The sequence below is a fragment of the Paenibacillus oryziterrae genome (assembly GCF_042610485.1).
Lineage (GTDB): Bacteria > Bacillota > Bacilli > Paenibacillales > Paenibacillaceae > Paenibacillus_AQ.
This window is the reverse complement of record NZ_JBGJZO010000030.1, coordinates 17,827-39,195: the sequence shown is the minus strand read 5'-3', so window position 1 is coordinate 39,195 and position 21,369 is coordinate 17,827. Positions and strand designations below refer to the sequence as shown.

Genomic DNA, 21,369 nt, shown 5'->3' with positions numbered 1-21,369 from the left:
CTAGTATTGATTTATTGACGATTTGTTCATGATAAGGCAGTTAGGGGGGACGATATGGGCGCAATAAGCGGAGTATTTGATGCAGGCATCACGGGTGAGGACTGTGCGGTAACCGGAACAGCAGTATTTGAGCGAATGGCCAAATATCAATTTGACCACAAAGGAGAATGGAGCGACAGGCATGCCCACATGGGCTGTGGAATTCGCTACAATACTCCAGAATCAAGAATAGAGCGTCTTCCCCGCAGCAGTGATAATCTGGCGTATGCCATTACAGCGGATGCCATCATTGATAACCGGGCTGAGCTGATGCGTGAATTTGGAATCCAACCGGATGTATGGCCGCAGATCACGGACAGTGAATTGATTTTGAAGGCATATGAGAAATGGGGACATTCCTGCCCATCCTATCTGATCGGGGACTTTACGTTTGCGATTTGGGAGGCAGGCAGCAAGGAATTGTATCTGGCACGTGATGCTATGGGCGCGAGAACCCTGTATTACACCCATGCGGAGAACAGATTTGCCTTTTGTACTGTGGAAAAGCCTCTGCTCGGCTTGTTCGGCAGTCAGCCATCGCTGAACGAGAACTGGATGACCGACTTTCTGGCTATCCCGGGAATCCCTCAGGAAACACAGTGCGTAGAAACCGTGTATCAAGGAATTTATCAGCTGCCGCCCGCCCACTATGGAGTATGGAACGGCATGGACTTTCGAACGGTCAGATATTGGGATCCTGCTCTGGATATCAAGCCAATCCGGTATCGTACCGATGAGGAGTATGTGGAGGCGTTCCGCCGGATTTTTGACGAGGCAGTTGCCTGCAGGCTGCGGACGACGGGGGAGACGGGAATACTTCTAAGCGGGGGGATGGATTCGACTTCGATTGCCTCCACAGCGGCTCCCATGCTGTCCGCACAGGGACAACAGCTGTATGGATACACATCAATTCCACTACCGGATTTCAAGTCAAGCAGCGGCAATTCCATTTACGATGAGACGAAAGAAGTGGAACTGGTAAAAGAGGCATATTCCAATCTCGACGTTCAATTTCACAGCTTGGAGAGCCAGTCTTGCCTAACTGACCTTGACGAGCTGGTGGATATTTTTGAACAGCCTTATAAAGTATTTCAGAATATGACCTGGTATCATCCGCTTCTGAAGAAGGCCGCCAAGAACGGCTGCACGGTTATGTTAAATGGCCAATGGGGCAATTATTCGATTTCATACGGACATTTCACTGTGCATTTGCTAACTCTGTACAAAAAAGGGAAGCTGCTGTCGGTGGCTCGGGAAGTAAGCAAATCGAGTAAGCTCGCGGAAGCGTCGAAGAAGCGGATGTTCCGGCAGGCGCTTACTCTGGTTCATTCATACCACCGTCAGGAGCGACTTGACCGCCAAAGAAAACGTGACAACAATCCTTTTCAGCATGCTCTGGTCAGTCCGTCAAAGGCTAAGCAGAGAGGCACTCTGGAGCGGATGGAGCAAATGCAAATCGAATTGCGGTTTGACAGGCTGCTGGATTATGAAGAAGAAAGAAAGTCGCGTAGCAGTGTGCTGCCGCTAGCTCACATTGGAGCGATGGAGACGAAGCTTTCATTGGCGGATGGGATTACTATCCGAGATCCATCGCGCGATAAAAGGGTGTATGAATTTTGTCTGGCCATTCCACCGGAACAGTTTGTCCGGAATGGGCAGGATCGCTACCTGCTAAGACGGGCGATGGAAGGAAGATTGCCCGATCCGATCCGGCTCAATTTCAGAAATATGGGCCGGCAAGGCTTTGACTGGCTTGAGCGGCTAAAACCAGAGCTCCCGCAAATGATGGATGAAGCGGAGCGGCTGCTGGCTAACGACCAGGTGGCGCCATTCTTGAATATTTCAAGGCTGCGTGATGATTTGGATAGAATGGGCTCGGGAGATACCTTTAAGCCGAATGCACGGGCACTATGGGATATCATCGTAGCCATCATTATGCAGCGCTTTGTGGAAGGCTTCCGGCAGGACTACCGGGTGCAGGATACGATAATGACGCGAGAACTAAGCGGGGAGATACGCAATGGATAATCAAAGGCATAAATACAAGGCTTTCGGCCTCCATATCGCTTCGGATTTTGTTCTGGAGGGCTTATTGCCTTCGGACGGACTGACCGAGATCGAAATTAAGAATGAGTCTCTTCCTGTGAGTTTTTCCGGTTCTCCGAATACGGATACATATGTCATGGTTGGGACGGATGGATTTGCCTTTCGTGTCCGCGATATCGGAGCCTTTCTGATTACCGGAGGAAATTCAATCATTGCGGACAAGCACGAGGACTGTGAGCTTGATGCGTTTGTTCTATATCTGCTCGGCACCTGTATGGGCGCACTGCTGATGCAGCGCGGCCTGCTGCCTGTTCATGGCAGCGCGCTGGCGGTAAATGGCAGACATATTATTATCAGCGGACAATCGGGAGCGGGGAAGTCAACACTCGCGGCTTCTCTTGGCCGTCAGGGTGCTGCCTTTTTGGCAGATGATATTGCAGCGCTGCAGGAGGACGAACAGGGGGCGGCCTGGATCATTCCGGCATTTCCGAGACAGAAACTATGGCGCGATACAGCAGAGCGGATTTGGGGGAATGTAGACGTCGCAGGACGCATACCCGGATACCGTGATAAATACCGTGTGGTCATGGATGATCAGTTTATCGCCGAGCCGCGGAAGCTTGACGCTCTTGTTGAGCTCAGTACGTATTCCGGACATGAAGTTCGAATTCGAGAAGTAAGAGGAACAGATAAGCTTATGCTGCTTATGCGTAACGTTTTCCGGCACGAGCTGGTTGAGTTAATGGGCCGCCAAAGTCAGCATTTTACTAAATGTACCCGCATTGCGTCGTCGCTTCCTGTTTTTCATATCGAACGACCAATGGAAGGGTTTACCACTAATGAGCAGATTGAAAATCTGCTGTTAAAGTTAGAAAAGCTTTGATTTTACTGGATAAACGGCTCGTATTCATTTGTTGTAAAAGATAGACTTGAAAAATATTGTTCTTTATAAAGGACGAAAATGCTTGCTTTACGGAAAAAACTATTGTATGTTTAGAACAAAATATTGCTGAACACAAAAAGGCAATATTTTTTAAAATCAGGAGGTGAAAGAGAGTATGAAAAAAACTTGGGCTACACCGACGCTGGAAGAATTAAAGGTGGGTGCAACAGCAGCAGGGATGGGCGAACCGTCAATACCGGACGCTGTCTATGTGGAGAACGGCAAAAAGTGGTACTCCTTCCCTTCCTAGGCAATAGCTACTTAAAGTAAGGAGGGGATACTCAGTATGCCGAGGCATTGGCTACTGAGTATCCCCTTTTGTTTTGGAAAGATTCCCAAAAAAACGGTCCAGGAGATATCGCGTCTCCTGGACCGTTTTTTATATTTTTCAGCTACTTGCCAGAAAGGGCAGCCTCCATGCGGTATTCTTCCAAACGTCCGTCAGATAAACGGTAGATATGATCGCAGACATCAAATACAGACAACCGGTGGGTGATGGCGATACATGTTCGGGCGGGCCTGAAGTTACGGATATTCTGCAGCACCGCCCATTCGGTATCCATATCCAGCGCTGATGTTGCCTCGTCTAGCAGCAGGATGGGGGCTGGCCTGATCAGCGCGCGGGCAATCGCGATACGCTGGGCCTGTCCTTCCGAAAGGCCTGCTCCATGCTCGCCGATGATGGTATTAACTCCCTGCGGAAGTTCTTCTACGAAGTTACTTGCACAGGCGGCTTGCAGGGCATCTGCTATTTCTGCCTCGGAAGCTTCGGGATATCCGATCCGAAGATTATCGGCAATGGACCCGGAAAATAAAGTATTGCCTTGAGGAACATAGGAAAAGTAAGCCCGGGTATCGGCGGATAAGTGGATGGAGCCTTCTTCGCTGCTCTCAAGTGTAACGCTTCCTCTATCAGGCTTCAGCAGAGCCAGCAGAATTCTCAGCATAGTTGTTTTGCCTTCTCCGGAGGTGCCAATCAGGGCCACCAGCTTGCCAGGCAGGATATCCAGGGATACATCGGTAAGAACGGGCTTGCCGGCTTCATAACTGTATGCTACATGGTTGAGCTGGAGCCCTGCGGTTCCAGTGTCCTTAAGTGAGTGACGAGTCTGCCTAACTTCACTTTCCAGCTTCTGAAAGGCCATTAAACGCTCCGATGAAGCGACAAGGCCGATAAGTACCGGGAACATGCGGGCCAGCCCCTCCAGAGGGCCTTGGATCTGCCCTACGAGTTGAAGAAAAGCGGTGAACATACCGAAGCTGGCAGCGCCTGTAGAAATGCGGTAAGCTCCCCAAAGAAAGGCAAGAAAGAAGCCCATTCGATAACCTATCCCCATCGTCAAATCGGCCGCGACATTGAAACGGTTGCGTTTTAAGATCCAGAATAAGCGGTTTTGCTGGGAACTTTGAATTTGCTTCAGACTTTGTTCCTCATATTCAAAGGTTTTGACAATCATCAGATTCTGAACGGATTCATGAAGCAGGGAGCGGTAGCGGCCTTCTGCCCTCTGAATGTGATGCTGGAGTGACTTCAGCCTTCTTCCGATAAACCAACTGGCGACAACCGATATAGGGCCTAGTAAGAAGGCCAGAAAAGCTAAAGTGGAGTCATAATATAGCAAGGTTATGAATGCGACTCCGAACTGAGCGATCAAGGCAATGATATTAGGAAGTGTAATGACCAGCCCTTCCGATATGCTATACACGTCGCTGGTCAAATGGGTCAGCAGGTCACCACTATGATATTTGCTGGCGGTGCCCCATTCCGTCCGGTACAGGCGTGCCATGAAATCCTGCTGAAGCTGGTTGTTTAAGGCTTCGCGCAATCGGACGATTCGAAGAGAAACAAGTGAAGAAAGAACAAGCTGGAGGATCAGGATGAGAGCAAAGGCAGCGAGGTAGACGGCGCTCTCCCCGAAATTGGTCGCCACCGCATGATCAATGACATGTTTGGAGGCAATAGCCTGTGCAGCTCCGCTTACAGAGAGAATGACATTAATCAGGATGATGGTGACAAATGCCCTCCATTTACCTTTCATGCTTCTCTTCAGCCAATGATAAACATCGATGTTAAGAAGACGTTTGAATTTGCTCATACCAAGTCTCCATTCTGTTGCAGGGATTGTTCTTTCGAAAGAACGAATAGGGTTGTAGAAGTCGTGAAATCGAACGTGCTTTCTAGATGAAGTGTATCAAAATCAAGCGAAAAATCAAGGAAAGTTTAGCAGGAAATAGATACTTAAGACCCAGGACTCTATTTACAAATAGGACGCTTAGGTTTATTCTTTATAAAGAACCACACCTTGTCAAGAATGGGGGAAAGCGAGGAAGATTTTATGAAAACCAACGTCAAACGGGTTGCCGGAATGCTGGCACTCATCCTGATTCTGGGGGCAATCATGCTTCCGGTATCTGCTTCCGCTTCTTCAAGCAAGGCGGTATCTAAGTACTCTTCATCGACCACTACATCTTTTTTATCTTCATTGGCTGAGGCGGTTTCTTCCATATTTTCGAAGAATACGCCCAATCCTTCACAGGGTGGCAGCAAGAACAATTCAGGCGGCAACAACAACAATTCAGGTGGCGGACATAACAACACGAGCAATAACAGTTTGTTGAACTGGCTGAAGGGTATCAAGTGTGATGATCTTGGTGATTGGTGGAATAGCGACTCCAATAAGATTTGGGAGAAGTGGTACTGCTATTGATGGAGTACGAACAAAGGGCAGCTTCCAGCCGGAGGCTGCTCTTCTGTATCAGATTGTAAATGCAGGATGGGTTGTATTCTATTCTAGCGTTCATTATAATGAACAGCAAAAGTATTTTTTAATGAATGAGGAGTTGCCTATGAAATTAGCCGTTCTTGTTCTGGCACATAAGCAGGCGGATCAAATTAAATTGCTGATTCATACACTAAAGCATGAGCAGATACACGCTTACATCCATGTAGATGGGAAAAATGACAGGTTATTTCGGGAACTTTTGAACTTTTATGAAAATGAAGAGTCGGTTACTATCCTTCCAAAGCGGGTCGCCGTTAACAGGGGCGGATTTACTCAAATTCAGGCCACACTATTATTGATGGAAGAAGCTTTAAAAGCGGACTATGACTATGTAGCTTTAATAAGCGGACAATGTCTCCCGATCAAGGGCATGTCAGAGATACTGGATTATCTGCAGCAAAACAACGGCAAGCAATTCTTGGAAGGAGGGCCTATCGGTCGAAACTATTGGAGATTGAAATGTTACAATTTCTTCTCTGAGAACGAACATAACCGATCGCTCCCGGTCCGACTCTTGGATCAAATGTTTAGACTTCCGCAAAAGCTCCTGGTTCGAAGAAAAAATTTGCCGGGACTTGAACTGTACAAAGGCTCATCCTGGTTCACGGTTACCGGTGAATGTGCGGGGGATATGCTGGAGTATATCCGCCTTCATCCAGAGTTCCTCGCTGATTTCAGATATACCTACAGTCCGGAGGAATCATTCTTTCATATCTTGGCGTACAATGGCCCTTATAAGCACAACATTATAAATAATGATCTAATGGAGATTGATTGGGCCAGTGCGGTGAATGGAAGTCCAAGAATATACCGGGTGGATGATTATGAAATGCTGAAATCCAGTCCGAAACTATTCGCAAGAAAATTTGATATGTCTGTTGACGAGCCGGTTATTCGGAGAATCGCCGCTGATAACGAAATGAAAGAAGGATCTGCCTCATACTGAGGCAGATCCTTCTTATTTGTATCCCTTAGGTCAATTTAAAGTATTTCCGGAGCTCACATCATTTGTCTTTAAAGCCAGTTTGGCTTTTACCAGTTTATTGTTGGTGATGGTATAGGCCGGGGCTCCAGTACCTGCGTATATCGTGGATATCCCGATTGCAGCAATGTTGCTGTTGATCGTATTGCCGGAAATCGTGGCGCTCATAACATCGGCTGCTTCGCTCCGCTTCCAGTAATCATTAATGGCGATTAACGGAAGATCGGTCCGTTTCATATTGAGTGCAGAAATCGTATTATTCTCCAGCAGTACGCTCTTTGCTTTCTGAACAGAGATGGCGGTAGAGTCGCCAAGTATGGTGAATGTCGAGTTGCGGACCGTTAAATTCAGATCCGCATGTTCTCCATACAGAGGCACTGCGCCATTTGCATTTGAGATAAATGTGCAACCATTAAACACATACTGTCCTCCGGCCAGAGTAACAGCACCCATTGCATTGCCGACTGCGGCCTGGAACGTGCTGTTGTTGTAGGTTCCGGCTGGCAGCTGCATTCCGGTGGACGAATAATTGATGACCTTCAGGTTATTGAATACACTTCCGGCAGTAGCCTGCCCGGAGATGACTTTAGTGCTGCCTTGCCCATTAATAGCCAAGTTGTTCACGGTAACAGGATTGGACCATACGCTGAAGCCGGCTTCGACTGGCTTGTTGATCGTAATCTTAACGTTCGAGATCGAAACACCCGCAGGTGAAGTGACTGACGAGATTAACGATCCGTTAGTGATATCGAGTCCGTCGATGATTACGTTGGGTCCATTGACCGTAGCGCTGGAATCGTTCAGCTTATTATTCAGCAAGGTGGAATCATGGGTTGCCATCAGCCGTGTACCGTCGAAATGATTGTTTGAAATCCATGCATTCCGGTACGGCGTGGAGACATAGACCCCTATTTTTCCAGTCGAGGCGAAATGGTTGCCTTCAACTTTAGCACCGTTGCCGTCGTAGAGAATCAAATCATAAGCACTGTTGTTATAGAACTCGTTGTTTTTGATCGTTACGTTAATTACCCGGTCTCCGTTCTCTCCAAATCCGCCTTCCAGGTCAATCCCGGATTCAGGAGCCGTCCCCTTAATGTCGTGCAGGGAGTTATTCTGTACCAGGACGTTGTCAACCCCGGTAAGGCTGATGCCCTGACGGCGGTTAAAGGAAGACTCGGAATTCATAATCACGGAGTCACGTGTCAAGGCCCGGTTGAGAAGCTCCAGATACGCTCCTTTATACGTAGTTGCCGTAAAGACAAGGTCGAATTGGGTTACTCCATCGGGAATACTGATGATATCCCGGAGTTTTTTACCCTGCAGCTTGGATACAAAGGATCCGTCTGCTTTGTACAAATAAACATCAAAGATACCTGGGATGTTCATCGCGCTTGCCAGTTCGAAATAGCGCTCTGTCAGAAACCGCGGATTCGTCAATTGGATCTTGTTCTTGGTGCGAATCTTGCTCGTATCGGCAATCGCCTGACCCGTACTGCTCAGTCCTCCGGATGTAAAGTCATTCTCATACATATCTTTGGTTATACCTGAGGCGCCAAGCAGTATTCCATCGCCTGTAAAGTTTGTCAATTTGACTCCGTCGATGGTCAGGTTCTTTACACCTTTGCTTAAAATCCCGTATCCGAGCTCGTGAGTACCCGAATAAGGAGCTACTTTCTTCGAATAATCATGAGTCAGGCGATCACCGACAAAAGTGCCACCTTTAATCGTAACATTGTCATCACCATAGTCCAGCAATAGAAGTGAGTAGAATTCATAGCCATTGGTTTCTTTTTGGAATATGACATCCGTTGAAAGATCTAAAGTGATATTCGGTACCATATTGATCTGGCTGTTCTTATCGATAAGATACGTTCCGGCAGGTAGTGTGACCACTTTGATATTCTTCTCAGCGACCCATTCCAGAGCTTTGTTCAGGCCGGCGGTAGTCTCTACCGGGTGGGTGCCATCTTTGTAAATATTGAATTTACTTAGATCAATCATATACTTGGTTAGTTTATAGCTGGCTGCTTCGCTTAAAGGCGATTTATTGCCGCTTTTATCAACTGCTTCAACTTTGAAATTGTAATTCACACCGATCTCCAAGTCCTGGATATCGTAAGTGGGGGCAGCGATAAGATTCGTATTCGCTTGGACACCGTTCACATAAATATTGTATCCGGCCAAATCTTTATCTGCGACATCGTTCCATTCGATCGTCGGGTAATTCAGCTTATCCGTCACACGCTGAATGACAGGCACGGCGGGAGGTGTAATATCCTTGGTCGTTACTGCTACTACAGCGCCGGCGGAAATGTTTTTGCTGTTATCAACGGTCTTGAGAGTATATTCATAGGTCGTTTCACTCAGGACGTTCACGATGGCATAGCTTCCACTCTTACTTGTACCCAGCAGACTATCTTCTTGATAAACCTCGACTCTGTTAAAGTCTTCGTCAGGTGGATTAGACCATGTCAGAGTAATGGATTTGCCGTCATCGGTGGCGGTCGGTTCCAGGACTTCTTTCGGTGCCGTAACATCCAGTCCCGCGCTTGGTGTAGGAGTAGGAGTTGGGCTGTTTGTAGAACCTGAACCTGCTGCAGGAGTTGCTGTATTAACTGAAGTAGGCGCTACGCTGACCGTAGGCTGTGAAGTAGATGCAGGCTGCTGTTGAATTCTGAATTCGGGGTAAAGAGCTCTTGCCAGGAAGATGGCGAATTCAGCTCGGGTTATGGTCTTAGTGGGATAGTACTTCTTGCTCGCATCCGTATCAGCAATTCCGTTTGCCAAAAGTGTGAGCACGGAAGACGCAGCATAGTGTTGTTGGGTTACATCAACGGGAAGCGTAATATTACCCCCGGGGGCATTCAGGTAGAAGATGCTGGCAAGCAGAAGAGCCATATCTGCTTTGTTCAACGTATTCATTGGACCGAATGCTCCGGTGGAGAAGCCTAGCGCATATTGCTGCAAGGCGGTTTTGTTTACGGCTGTATTCGTCCCGGATGCGGGCAATTTCTCTAGTTGTTCGGCAATCTTGGCAATCTCGGGGCGGGTAATGAGGGAGTCGGGTTTGAACGTTCCGTCCGCGTAACCTCCCATCACATTATCTTGCTTCAATTTGGAGATTTCAGAAAAAGCTAAATGGTCAACGGGAATGTCACTATATTGAGAAAGGCTTGCTGCGGATAGAGGGGATATATTGGTGACAGCGACGTTGGCAGATGTAGCAAGAGGGGTAAGCCAACTGCTGATGAGTAAAGTGACGACTAATAAAACTTTCTTCATAAAAAACGATCCTTTCTGTTGGTGTATTCGTGATGCAAAGTCATTTGTGATGTGAATGTAACCGCAACCCAATTGCATCTCGTCTTTTTTATCGACAACAAAAACCTTAATCTTTAGCTGTTTTTTGCAAATTATCACGAAAATAGAGGGGGTCAAAAGTTCTATTTTTTTAGGCGTTTTTAATGGGGAGGAGCAAGTAATGTTCATGAAAAGCGAGATTGAACTTTTATTTTTTAAAGAAGGATGGTAATCTTTATAGAGAACAGTTCGTTTTAAAGAACAGAAATCTATTGCTGAGATTTCTCGGGAGGTATGAATTTGAACGGAAAATGGAAGAACGTAATGTTGATCTGCGCCTTTGGTCTGCTTATACAGGTATTGTCGCTTAAGATATCCCCTCAGGTTAAAGGAGAAATCCCAATGGATGCCCTCCCTCCGTATACACTGGAGTTGTCGAAGTGGGGGATATTCAATGATGGTACGCATCCTGTTGAAACCACACAGGGAATTAATAAGGCGCTAATATGGGCGGTATCGAACAATATCAAGGCGGTAACGCTGCCCGATGGTACTTATCTGATCGACAAGGATAACCGGATTGAGATGGTAAGTAACCTGAAATGGGAGCTGTCATCCGGTACGACGCTGGTCAAGGAGAGCAATAACAAGGAACGGTACGATCTCTTGTATCTAGGCCCCCAAGTGCGAAATGTGGCTTTGTCGGGCGGGAAATATGTGGGAGACAAGGATACGCACGATTATGGGAAGAAGGGGACCCACGAATTCGGGTATGGCATCATCATGGAAGGAGCCAGTGATGTCGTAGTTGATGGTGTACAGGTATCTGGGTTTACCGGGGACGGCCTGATGTTGGGCGGGTATGGTCAGATGATCAGGGACATCTATGAGAAAGGTTTTGTTTCCGGAGGGATTGATCAGCATGGCAAGCCGATTGTCAGCAAGACGAAAATCCGGACCAAGACCAGCATATCGTTGTCAGATCCTCTTTTCAGCCATGGGAGAACGTTCGAGCTTTCCAATATGATGAAGCTTACGAGGGGGTTTGAACTCGATTTCTATAAATCCGATGGTTCATTCCTGACCAAGGTATACGCCCAAGCGCGGCAGGAAATAGAAATTCCAACTGGAGCGGCCTCGTTTCATCTTGTTTTTAATCAGGCTTCCGCGAAAAGCGCGTATCTGGAAATCTGGTACCGGAAGCAAACCTCGAACGTGGTGGTTCAGAATTCGGAGTTCTCTTTTAATCGGCGGCAGGGCATTACGGTTGGTGGTGCCGATCAGGTGCTGATCCAGAACAGCATATTTCACGATATCAAAGGAACGGCTCCTGAGGCCGGCATTGATGTTGAAGGCGGATATGATGTGAACGGGTTCCTGAACACGAACGTAACGATACGCAAGAATGAATTCTATAATAATAAATCTTTCGATATTGTACTCTATGACGGAAGAGGAGCAATCGTTGCGGACAATCATCTAGCATCCGAAGGAAAAGTTGGCCTGATTGTGTCAGCGCCGTTTACCGGTGCGGAAATACTCAATAATCACTTTGATAAAACAAGTCTTAACGTGACTCATGATACGACGCTGCAATACAACAGAATGAACGGTGGCACTGCGACTTTTATCGGGCCGCGCGTTGTGTTGCGCGATATGGTGTTTACGGACTCGAAGCTGGCGCTCAATGCCAAAGTCGCATTCGGTATTGAGGTGGCCAATATTACGATGGACAACAACAAACAGTGGGATACAGGCTTGTCAGTATGGGGTAAGGCGGTCAAGGTAACTAATCTTAATATTTCGGGAGAAGGAACCCTTAGGTCGGTTGTTGGAGGCGGAGAAGGAGGGAGTATCTTCGAGAACCTGCAGGTTCTGGGATACAATTCGGCCTACGGCCTTCAGTTGCCGGTGGGAACATACCGAAATAGCCGATTTGTTCCGTCGGAAACCAGTAAGAACGGGACGGTCAGCGCGCTCCTAGCCGGCAACTATGTGTTTGACGGAAGTTATTTTGCCACAAACAAGCTGGGTGCAGGTGGAGTTTATATCGAACAGGAAACGGCTAACGTGGCAATCAAGAACTCGACGTTCGAGGTGCAGGGCAATGCTACAGCCGTGGATATTCAATCCGCAAGAAGCGTATCCATTCGTAACAATGAGGTGAAAGCGCTCAGTCAGACCCAAAATGGGGTCGAGCTGATCCGGATCAGTACCTACTGGAAAAGGGAAGCTGTAGCGAAAGTTCTGAATGCGGTAATCAGCGGAAATTCGATATCCAGCAACCTCCAGGCATATGGAATTAGTCTTCAGTATGCAGGCTTGGGAGCGCCGGTTTATCGAGTGGAAGACAATACACTTGTTAAAGCCAAGATCTTGTTGAAGGAAAATGACATTAATCAAAACAATAAGCTTACTCCATAGGAGAGGCTATGAAGTCAAGGTTGACATGTTCTATATAAAGAACTAAAATTGACGAATAATGTTCTTTATAGAAGATAAAATGTTGAAATGGGTGAACCAATGGTGAAGGAACTGCAGTCAGGTGGAAGCACAGTAGCAGCTGGGCCGTCGAAAGAAATTGATCTAAAAGAACTAGTCGGCACCGTGACCAGGAGGCTGTGGATTCTGATTGTATCAACCATCCTGCTCGGTAGCTTAGGAGGATTGATTAGTGCAATTCCCGTGACTCCGATGTATAGCGCATCCGCCAGAATTATGCTGACAGCCGGAACTCCCGAACTGATAGGAACTTTAAGGGCTTTAATCAAAGAGCCTGTGGTTATGGGACGTGCGATACAGGAGTCTGGACTGCAAATGACCGAAAATCAGCTTCGGGCCCGAATCGCGGTGCAGAGTGTGGATACTTCGGTTATTACATTAGTTTCGGCTATAGATAGCGATCCCGAAGCCGCGGCGATGTTGGCCAACGCGGTTGCGAATGCCTTCATCGAGGAAGCAAAGGGCCTGCTGTATTACGATGGAGCCAAATTAATGAGCCCCGCAACCGTTGATCCGAGTGCTCTCCCGATCAATCCAGCGAGCAATCGCGCGCTGTATCTTGGGATTCTGGGCGGTATCGCTCTCGGTATTGGACTTATTTTCTTGGTGGACTCCCTGGATGATTCTGTACGATCAGGCAGAAACCTAGAAAGCAAGCTTGGTATCAAGTGTCTCGGCGAAGTTCCTTCCATCCGCAGGAAGGATTGGTTCAGTAAAAACAAACGGAAAAATGAATACACGCGGGGTGAAAGCATTGGCTCATAGAGAAAAAAGACCCGAGGAAAGTATCAGGAATGCAGGCTTGCTCTCTTTCAATAATCCGCAATCGGAAGTTGCTGAGCATTACCGCAGTATCCGAAACAATATCCGTTTCGCTTCCGGCAGTGAAAGCATCGGGATGCTGGCCATTACCTCCGCTGCTGAGGGGGACGGGAAATCGACGGTAGCGGTTAACCTCGCGATTACATTGGCTTTGCAGGGTGAGCGGGTATTAATCATAGACGCCAATATGAGGAATCCGCTAATCCATATGATTCTTAACATCAAGTCATGGCCGGGACTCTCCGATGTGTTGTCGAACCACAATACTCTGGATGAGGTCATTCAGAACACCGTGATCGACAACCTCTCCGTGTTGCCAAGCGGATCGACTGTCTTTAATACAATCGACAAGCTCGACTCCCGGGCCATGGCCGGGTTGCTGGAACATGCGGCTGGCAGCTACGATGCAGTATTGCTGGATTGTTCGTCGGTGCTTGCAGCAGATGCCATATCACTCGCCAGTAAAGCCGATGGCACCCTGCTGGTGGTCAGCCGTAAGACGAAACAAAAAGCAGTAAAGGAAGCCGTAAGACGGTTGGAGTTCGCCAAGGTTAATCTGCTTGGAACTGTACTCAACCGCTCAAATAGATGATTTATTGAAGGAGGAGAAGTCATTGATTAAAAAACGTCGTTTACCAATTTTGATGATCATGGACTCGCTTATTGTTCTGACGGCCATTTTCTTTAGTTCTTTTCTGGTAAATGCGTCATTGCATGTGTTCACGGTGCCCGTTGTTGCCGGATCAATTACCCTGCTCCTTAGTCATCATGTCTTTGCCGTTGTTTATCACATCTACAAAAAAGCATGGGAGTATGCCAGCGTTAACGAAATGATGCTGATTGCGAAGATTGTTACTTACTCCATCATAACGGTCTCAATCGTACAATACGTGATCTCGGGTCAGATTCCGTTTCGGCTGCTGATGACAACCTGGATGCTCCACATTCTATTGATCGGGGGCTCACGTTTCTGCTGGCGGGTTGTTCGCGGCAGCCTGTTACACAAAGAGACGGTCGAGAATTGCACAAGAACGTTAATTGTTGGCGCCGGCGCTGCAGGCACGATGATCGCCAGGCAGCTTCTCACTGGAAGAGTCAAAGAATTGAAGCCAATCGGGTTCATCGATGACAATCCTAATATCCGCGGTCTGGACATTATGGGTCTGCCGGTGCTTGGAGGCACTACTTCGATTGAACGGATTGTCATGGAATACCAAGTCGAACATATCGTTATTGCGATTCCTTCGCTTAACAAGCTGCAACTCAAAAAAATTTATGATGAGTGTCTCAAAACTCCAGCAAAGACGCAAATCATCCCTATGCTTGAAGATATTGCAAGCGGGAAGATCTCCGTCAGTCAATTCCGTGATGTTCAGGTGGAGGACCTGTTGGGCCGGGAACCGGTACAGCTGGATATGGATCGAATTTCAGGTTATGTAACTGGAAAAGTTGTTCTGGTGACGGGTGCAGGAGGATCGATTGGTTCCGAAGTATGCCGGCAGGTATCCAAGTTCCATCCTAAGAAATTGGTTCTGCTCGGTCATGGCGAGAACAGTATCTATTCGATTGAAATCGAACTTAAAGCGATGTATCGGGATGAGGGTATTCAATTTTATACGGAGATTGCAGATTTGCAGGATGAAGAAAAGATTCTTAATCTGATGAAGCTCCACAAACCGGATGTCGTCTACCACGCTGCAGCCCACAAGCACGTGCCGCTGATGCAGCGCAATCCGGAAGAAGCTGTCAAAAATAATATACTGGGCACCTGGAATGCGGCAAATGCTGCTGATAAAGCCGGTGTAGGCACGTTTGTCATGGTATCGACGGATAAAGCGGTGAATCCAACTAGTGTCATGGGTTCTACCAAACGGATCGCAGAAATGATTATTCAGCATATGGATCGGTTCAGCAAGACACGGTTTGTGGCGGTTCGCTTCGGAAATGTGCTTGGAAGCCGCGGAAGTGTAATTCCTCTGTTCCGCAAACAAATTGAGAACGGCGGGCCGGTTACGGTCACGCATCCGGAGATGGTACGTTATTTCATGACTATTCCGGAGGCCTCCAGGCTCGTAATTCAAGCGGGAGCATTGGCCAAAGGTGGAGAAATATTCGTCCTCGATATGGGAGAGCCCGTTAAAATCGTGGATTTAGCTAAAAACCTGATCAAAATGTCGGGTTATTCCATTGAAGAAATCGGTATTGAATTCACCGGAATGCGTCCCGGGGAGAAGCTGTACGAGGAACTCCTTAAGGATACTGAGGTCGGGGATGTGCAAATCTATCCGAAGATCTATGTAGGTAAGTCGAACGAAGTTAACATTCAAAGTATTGATCATTTATTGCAGGTCTATGACGCGCTTTCAATTGAAGAATTGAGAAGTATGCTGCTGGATATCGCCAACAACCGGTTTAACCTGGAAATGCCGCTTGTGTCTGGCAAGTAGGATGAAGGAGAGGGCGACGATGACAACCTTAACCGTCTTTACACCCACCTATAACCGGGCTTATTGCCTGAATGTGCTCTATGACAGTCTGGTTCGGCAGACCAATCAGGATTTCGAATGGCTCATCGTGGATGATGGATCTTCTGACCATACCCCGGAGCTGGTGGAATCCTGGTTAAAGGATTCACGGATAGCAATCCGCTACGTACGGCAAAAGAACCAGGGAATGCATGGTGCCCACAACACGGCTTTCGAGAACATTCATACCGAGTTAAATGTATGCATCGACTCCGATGATTACATGCCGGATGACGCCGTCGAAAAAATCATTTCATTCTGGAGAGAAAAGGGCAGTGAGGAAGTCAGCGGATTTATTGCTCTGGACAGCTACTTCAACGGCGATATCATTGGTAACCTCCTTCCTGAAAATTTGGAAAAGGCCACATTGTTCGATCTCTATTACAAGCACGGAGTCTGGGGAGATAAGAAGCTGGTCTACCGAACAGCAGTCATTAAGGACTATCCCTATCCGCTGTTTGAAGGAGAGAACTATGTAGGACTGGCCTATAAGTGGTTTTGGCTGGACACTCATTTCGAACTGCTTATTTTAAATGAGGTTCTCTGCTGTGTGGAGTATCTTGATGACGGATCGACTCGCAATATGTTCCGCCAGTACCGAAAAAATCCGAGAGGATTTGCCTTTTACCGGACGGAGTTGATGAAACTGCCCTTTGCGGATTTGAAGTTTAAGTACAGGCAGGCGATTCATTACAATTCCAGTTCTATGTTCTCCAGGAATGGACGCATGCTCACAGAATCACCTGAGAAGCTGCTAACTATTTTGGCGTTCCCGCCGGGATTATTGCTTCATTTATACATTCTTTATAAGACCAAGAATATGAACAGAAAGGGATAGGCTGCATGGAGATCATCTGGCTGACACTGGTTGCAAGCTTTCTGTTTGCGTTTTTCGCCAGATATTTTTCCGTGTCCGTACCCGGAAGCTTCATTACGATCAGACCGAACGCCTTTATGGCGGCACTTGCTGCGGTAACGATAATCATCTGCTCCGGACTTCGTAATAATATCGGCGACACCGTATTCTACATTCATTCCTACATCATTAATGATTTTACTTGGCAGGAAACGCTGAATAGCGAAGATTTTGGTTTCAATGTGCTGCAAAAGCTTTTGAAGATGATTAGTGACGATCCTCAAATTCTGATTCTAGTTACCGCACTAATAACCAACGCGCTGCTGATCCGTTTGCTCTATCAATATTCCCGGATGTTTGAACTGGGCTTATTTCTGTACTTTACGTCGGGTGCATTCATCGTATCCATGAACGGGGTACGGCAATATTTTACGGCGTCTATAGTCTATGCGGCAATCGGCTATCTGCTGAAGGGCAACCGGAACAGATATATCGCGGTCATTCTTTTTGCCTCCCTGTTCCATCAGAGCGTACTGATTATGATTCCAATCTATTTTATCGTACGCCGCAAAGCCTGGACGGGAACCACGTTTGCTCTGCTTGGTCTGGCCATTGCGATTGTATTCGGCTTCCACCAGTTCTCAACGCTGCTATTTGAGACCATCAAGGATACCCAGTACGGAGATTACAGCAGCTTCACTGAAGGCGGAGCCAATATCATCCGCGTCTTGTTTTATGCCTTCCCGATTGTCCTTGCTTATTTTGGACGGCACCAACTGCGCGAGTTGTCACCGAAAATCGATATATTCGTTAATCTTTCTTTGATCGGTTTGGCGCTGATGATCATTTCTACCCAGAACTGGATTTTTGCTCGGCTGGCCATTTACTTTTCCATGTACCAGATCATCCTTACCACATGGCTGGTGAACATCTTTAGGGAGAAGGACCGGAAGCTTGTCTACTATATTATTATGATCGTGTATCTGCTCTACTTTTTTTACGAGAATGTACTGGTGCTGAATATTCAGTATCGAAGCGACTATTTAACCTGGATTTGGTGAGGGGGGAATAAAAGATGGAAGAGCCTATGACGATTCCCAAAGTAGTACATTATTGCTGGTTCGGCCGGGGGGAGAAGCCCAAGATTGCGCTTAAGTGTCTTGCAAGCTGGTCGAAGCGGCTGCCTGAGTATACATTTGTGGAATGGACGGAAGACAACTTTGACATCAATTCCAATCCCTATGTAAGGGAAGCATACGCGGCCCGAAAATATGCATTTGTCAGCGATTATGTACGGTTACACGCACTTTATTCTCAGGGCGGTATTTATATGGATACGGATGTTGAGGTGTTGAAGCCTCTGGATTCCTTTCTGACTCATGAAGCGTTCTCTGGCTTTGAAGACGAAAGCTTTCTGCAATCCGGGACAATGGGAGCTATTAAAGGACATCCCTGGATCAGGGAGCTGCTGGATTATTATGAGGGCCGAAGCTTTATCAGGCCAGACGGTTCTTACGACACGACGACGAACACGATGGTGATCAGCCAGATTTGCGAGAAACACGGTCTTACGCTTAACGGTCAATTTCAGTTGTTATCTAATGGAGTAGCGTTCTATCCACGAGAGTATTTTAGCCCTTTTGATTATATCAATGGCGGGAATTATATCACGGATGACAGCTATACGATTCATCATTTCGCCCAGTCCTGGCTGCCGCTCAAGGCGCGCCTCAAAAGCCAATTGAAACGGAGAATCAGCCGGATCATTGGGGTCGAAGGAATTGCCAAAATACGAAAAATATTCACTTGAATATAGAATTAAAGGAGAGCGGGGTGTGGCAATGAAAGCTTACATAAAACTAAAAACGGTTGTGGATGCCGGTGTTGCGTTTGTCGCTCTGCTCCTCTTATGGCCGTTTTTTCTGATTATCGCCATTGCGATTAAAGTAGAATCCAAAGGCCCGGTTTTCTTTAAACAGCGGCGGATCGCCAGGTATAAGGAAGAGTTTTTTATATTAAAATTCAGAACCATGCGAACCGATACGCCCAAAGATATGCCGACGCATCTGTTGCAGAATCCGGAAATCTTTATCACAAGAGTAGGCCGATTGCTCCGGAAAACGAGTCTGGACGAGTTGCCTCAGATCATTAATATTCTAAAAGGCGAAATGAGCATCGTCGGGCCGCGCCCCGCTCTTTGGAATCAGTATGATCTTATTGCGGAACGCGATAAATATGGGGCTAACAACATCAAGCCGGGTTTGACGGGCTGGGCGCAAATCAATGGGCGTGACGAGCTGCCGAATGCCATTAAGGCCGAATTCGACGGTGACTATACGAAGCGTATGTCATTCGGACTGGATATTCGAATCTTTTTCAAGACCATTACCAATGTTCTGCGATCCGAAGGGGTTGTAGAAGGGGGAAATACCGAAACGGCGGTTAAGGCTAAAGGAGTTGGTTCTTGAATGCGGAAGCGGATTCTAATCACCGGCGCTAACAGCTACATCGGAACTAGATTTAAAGACTGGGTCGGGCAATGGGCTGGTAAATACAGAGTTGATGAATTGTCTGTACGGGGCGAGGCTTGGAAGGAAGTTGATTTCTCCGCCTATGATGCCGTTCTGCACGTTGCTGGAATCGCCCACGTGTCGACAGATCCCAAGCTGGAACAGCTGTACTATCAGGTGAACCGGGATTTGACCATTGCGGTGGCAGAAAAAGCGAAACAGGATGGTGTGCGGCAATTTATCTTCCTTAGCAGCATCATTGTCTATGGAGACAGCGGCAGAATCAATGAAAGAAAGACCATTACGATTGATACGCTTCCCGAACCGGCCAATTTCTATGGAATGAGCAAGCTGCAGGCAGAAGAAGGAATCAATCGGCTGGATTGCGATAGCTTCAGGGTGGCCGTTATCCGCCCGCCGATGATTTATGGTCCCGGATCCAAAGGGAATTTCTCCAGACTGGAATCGATCGCAAGAATTACACCGATCTTTCCGGACATCGATAATGAACGGAGCATGCTGCATGTCGATAACCTTTGCGAATGCATCCGGATGCTGGTGGATAACAGAGAGCAAGGCCTCTTTTTTCCCCAGGATAGGGAGTATGTGAAGACCAGTGAGCTGGTCCGGTTGCTTGCACAGGTCAATGGCAGAACGGTCAGGCTCGTCCGGCTGTTTAATCCCGCAATTCGGCTGCTCGGCCTTAAAGTGGGTACGGTTCATAAAATGTTCGGGAATCTGACGTATGATAAAAGTTTGTCTCTATATAATGACCAGGCTTACTGTGTTACAGGATTCCCCAAGTATAACGGAAGCGTAGGTAGCAGACTATGAAACGTGCATTGATTCTGGCTTCTGTCGCCTCGATGATCGATCAGTTTAATCGGAATCATATTCTTTGGTTGCAAGAATTGGGCTACAAGGTTGATGTCGCCTGTAATTTTGAATTCGGAAGCACGACTTCGCAAGAGCGTGTAGAGCTGGTACGCTCAGAGCTGGAGGCGAGCGGTGTATCAACCTACCATATCCCCATTCCCCGTAAAATCCATTCCATTAAGGATATTCGAACGTCCTATCAAATGACCCGGCAATTACTCTCTGATAATAGCTATGATCTTGTGCATTGTCACTCTCCTATCGGCGGAGTAATCGCCCGGCTGACCGGCCGGAGTCATCGGGGACAGGGGATGCGGATGATCTATACCGCTCACGGATTCCATTTTTATGAGAACGCTCCGCTTGCTAACTGGATGATTTATTATCCCATTGAACGGTTGTGTGCCAGCTTCACGGATGTTCTGATCACCATCAATCAGGAAGACTATGAACGGGCTAAGCGGTTTATGGCCGGTGCCGTTTCTTATGTGCCTGGGGTCGGTGTTGAAAAGAGTGGGGGCGAGGCTCAGCGGGAGCTTCGAGAACCTCTCCGGCGTGAATTTGGGGTTGAACCCCAAGAGTGCATGATTGTGTCTGTTGGTGAACTCAATGTTAACAAAAATCACGAAGTAGTGATTAAAGCACTGGCTTCCATCGAGATGCCCTATAAATATGTCATTTGTGGAACCGGTCATAAAAAAGCGGAGCTGCAGCAGCTTGCGGAAAGACTCGGAGTTCAAGACAAGGTAGTTTTTGCAGGGTACCGGAACGATGTTCAGCATATCTTGCAGGCGGCGGATGTATTTTGTCTTCCTTCTATAAGAGAAGGATTGTCTGTAGCGCTGATGGAGGCATTATCTGCAGGACTGCCGTGTGTGGCCAGCAAAATCAGGGGCAATGTAGATTTAATCCGGGATGCACAAGGTGGATATCTTGTTGATTCTAAACATGTAGACGGATTTAGAGAAAGCCTTGAAGGGTTGATCTCAGATCCGGTTACGAGAGAGAAATTCGGTGATTTCAATCGGGAATACGCCAATCATTTCAGTGTAGACACGGTAAAATCTCATATGATGAATATTTATCAAAGTCCTGCCAGAAGTGTTTGACAATCCTTGCGAATGAATGGTACGCTTTAGATGCGTTCGTTAAATAGAACAAAAACATTAAAATCGTTCGTTATTG

Annotated in this window: 17 protein-coding genes; 15 read left to right on the top strand and 2 right to left on the bottom strand. The window is 47.2% G+C overall.

The features are described from left to right. Window positions 1-54: 54 nt before the first annotated feature. From ACAN55_RS21610 to ACAN55_RS21600, 3 genes are all read left to right on the top strand, one after another. Window positions 55-2,067 carry an asparagine synthase-related protein gene (locus ACAN55_RS21610; RefSeq protein WP_379137815.1) on the top strand — a complete coding sequence of 671 codons (2,013 nt, stop codon included), beginning with the start codon at window positions 55-57 and terminating at the stop codon, window positions 2,065-2,067. Beyond that, window positions 2,060-2,968: a hypothetical protein gene (locus tag ACAN55_RS21605; RefSeq protein ID WP_379137811.1), complete on the top strand. Its 909-nt coding sequence runs from the start codon at window positions 2,060-2,062 to the stop codon at window positions 2,966-2,968. Before ACAN55_RS21610 ends, ACAN55_RS21605 begins: the two co-directional genes overlap by 8 nt. Before the next feature lie 175 nt (window positions 2,969-3,143). Then, the gene (locus ACAN55_RS21600) at window positions 3,144-3,278 is read left to right on the top strand and encodes a paeninodin family lasso peptide (RefSeq protein WP_379137808.1); all 135 of its coding nucleotides are present in this window, start codon (window positions 3,144-3,146) and stop codon (window positions 3,276-3,278) included. Between the two features lie 142 nt (window positions 3,279-3,420). Here the strand turns inward: ACAN55_RS21600 and ACAN55_RS21595 are convergent, their stop codons facing one another. Further along, the gene (locus tag ACAN55_RS21595; protein ID WP_379137805.1) at window positions 3,421-5,124 is read right to left on the bottom strand and encodes an ABC transporter ATP-binding protein; all 1,704 of its coding nucleotides are present in this window, start codon (window positions 5,122-5,124) and stop codon (window positions 3,421-3,423) included. Window positions 5,125-5,364: 240 nt separating this feature from the next. Between ACAN55_RS21595 and ACAN55_RS21590 the strand changes: the two genes are divergently transcribed. Continuing rightward, complete coding sequence (locus ACAN55_RS21590; protein WP_379137802.1) at window positions 5,365-5,736, top strand: hypothetical protein; 372 nt, start codon at window positions 5,365-5,367, stop codon at window positions 5,734-5,736. Window positions 5,737-5,875: 139 nt separating this feature from the next. Next, complete coding sequence (locus ACAN55_RS21585) at window positions 5,876-6,757, top strand: beta-1,6-N-acetylglucosaminyltransferase (RefSeq protein ID WP_379137799.1); 882 nt, start codon at window positions 5,876-5,878, stop codon at window positions 6,755-6,757. Between the two features lie 30 nt (window positions 6,758-6,787). Here the strand turns inward: ACAN55_RS21585 and ACAN55_RS21580 are convergent, their stop codons facing one another. After that, window positions 6,788-10,075 (bottom strand): right-handed parallel beta-helix repeat-containing protein, encoded by a 3,288-nt coding sequence (locus ACAN55_RS21580; RefSeq protein ID WP_379137797.1) that lies wholly within the window; start codon window positions 10,073-10,075, stop codon window positions 6,788-6,790. A gap of 318 nt (window positions 10,076-10,393) precedes the next feature. Here ACAN55_RS21580 and ACAN55_RS21575 point away from each other — a divergent pair, with 318 nt between their 5' ends. From ACAN55_RS21575 to ACAN55_RS21530, 10 genes are all read left to right on the top strand, one after another. Next, complete coding sequence (locus tag ACAN55_RS21575; protein ID WP_379137794.1) at window positions 10,394-12,517, top strand: right-handed parallel beta-helix repeat-containing protein; 2,124 nt, start codon at window positions 10,394-10,396, stop codon at window positions 12,515-12,517. A gap of 87 nt (window positions 12,518-12,604) precedes the next feature. Beyond that, window positions 12,605-13,360, top strand: coding sequence for a YveK family protein (locus ACAN55_RS21570; protein WP_379137790.1), 756 nt, complete (start codon window positions 12,605-12,607; stop codon window positions 13,358-13,360). After that, the gene (locus ACAN55_RS21565) at window positions 13,326-14,009 is read left to right on the top strand and encodes a CpsD/CapB family tyrosine-protein kinase (RefSeq protein WP_379137788.1); all 684 of its coding nucleotides are present in this window, start codon (window positions 13,326-13,328) and stop codon (window positions 14,007-14,009) included. The genes ACAN55_RS21570 and ACAN55_RS21565 overlap by 35 nt, the downstream gene beginning before the upstream one ends. A 22-nt stretch (window positions 14,010-14,031) precedes the next feature. Then, the gene (locus tag ACAN55_RS21560; protein ID WP_379137785.1) at window positions 14,032-15,864 is read left to right on the top strand and encodes a polysaccharide biosynthesis protein; all 1,833 of its coding nucleotides are present in this window, start codon (window positions 14,032-14,034) and stop codon (window positions 15,862-15,864) included. A gap of 19 nt (window positions 15,865-15,883) precedes the next feature. After that, window positions 15,884-16,780 (top strand): glycosyltransferase family 2 protein, encoded by an 897-nt coding sequence (locus tag ACAN55_RS21555; protein ID WP_379137782.1) that lies wholly within the window; start codon window positions 15,884-15,886, stop codon window positions 16,778-16,780. Window positions 16,781-16,785: 5 nt separating this feature from the next. Further along, window positions 16,786-17,859, top strand: coding sequence for an EpsG family protein (locus ACAN55_RS21550; RefSeq protein WP_379137779.1), 1,074 nt, complete (start codon window positions 16,786-16,788; stop codon window positions 17,857-17,859). Between the two features lie 14 nt (window positions 17,860-17,873). Further along, the gene (locus ACAN55_RS21545) at window positions 17,874-18,608 is read left to right on the top strand and encodes a glycosyltransferase family 32 protein (protein WP_379137776.1); all 735 of its coding nucleotides are present in this window, start codon (window positions 17,874-17,876) and stop codon (window positions 18,606-18,608) included. A 31-nt stretch (window positions 18,609-18,639) separates the two neighbouring features. After that, the gene (locus ACAN55_RS21540) at window positions 18,640-19,266 is read left to right on the top strand and encodes a sugar transferase (protein WP_379137829.1); all 627 of its coding nucleotides are present in this window, start codon (window positions 18,640-18,642) and stop codon (window positions 19,264-19,266) included. Further along, window positions 19,267-20,142, top strand: coding sequence for an NAD-dependent epimerase/dehydratase family protein (locus ACAN55_RS21535; RefSeq protein ID WP_379137773.1), 876 nt, complete (start codon window positions 19,267-19,269; stop codon window positions 20,140-20,142). After that, a complete protein-coding gene (locus ACAN55_RS21530) occupies window positions 20,139-21,293 on the top strand; it encodes a glycosyltransferase family 4 protein (protein ID WP_379137769.1) in 1,155 nt (384 codons plus the stop codon). Before ACAN55_RS21535 ends, ACAN55_RS21530 begins: the two co-directional genes overlap by 4 nt. Window positions 21,294-21,369: the final 76 nt, after the last annotated feature.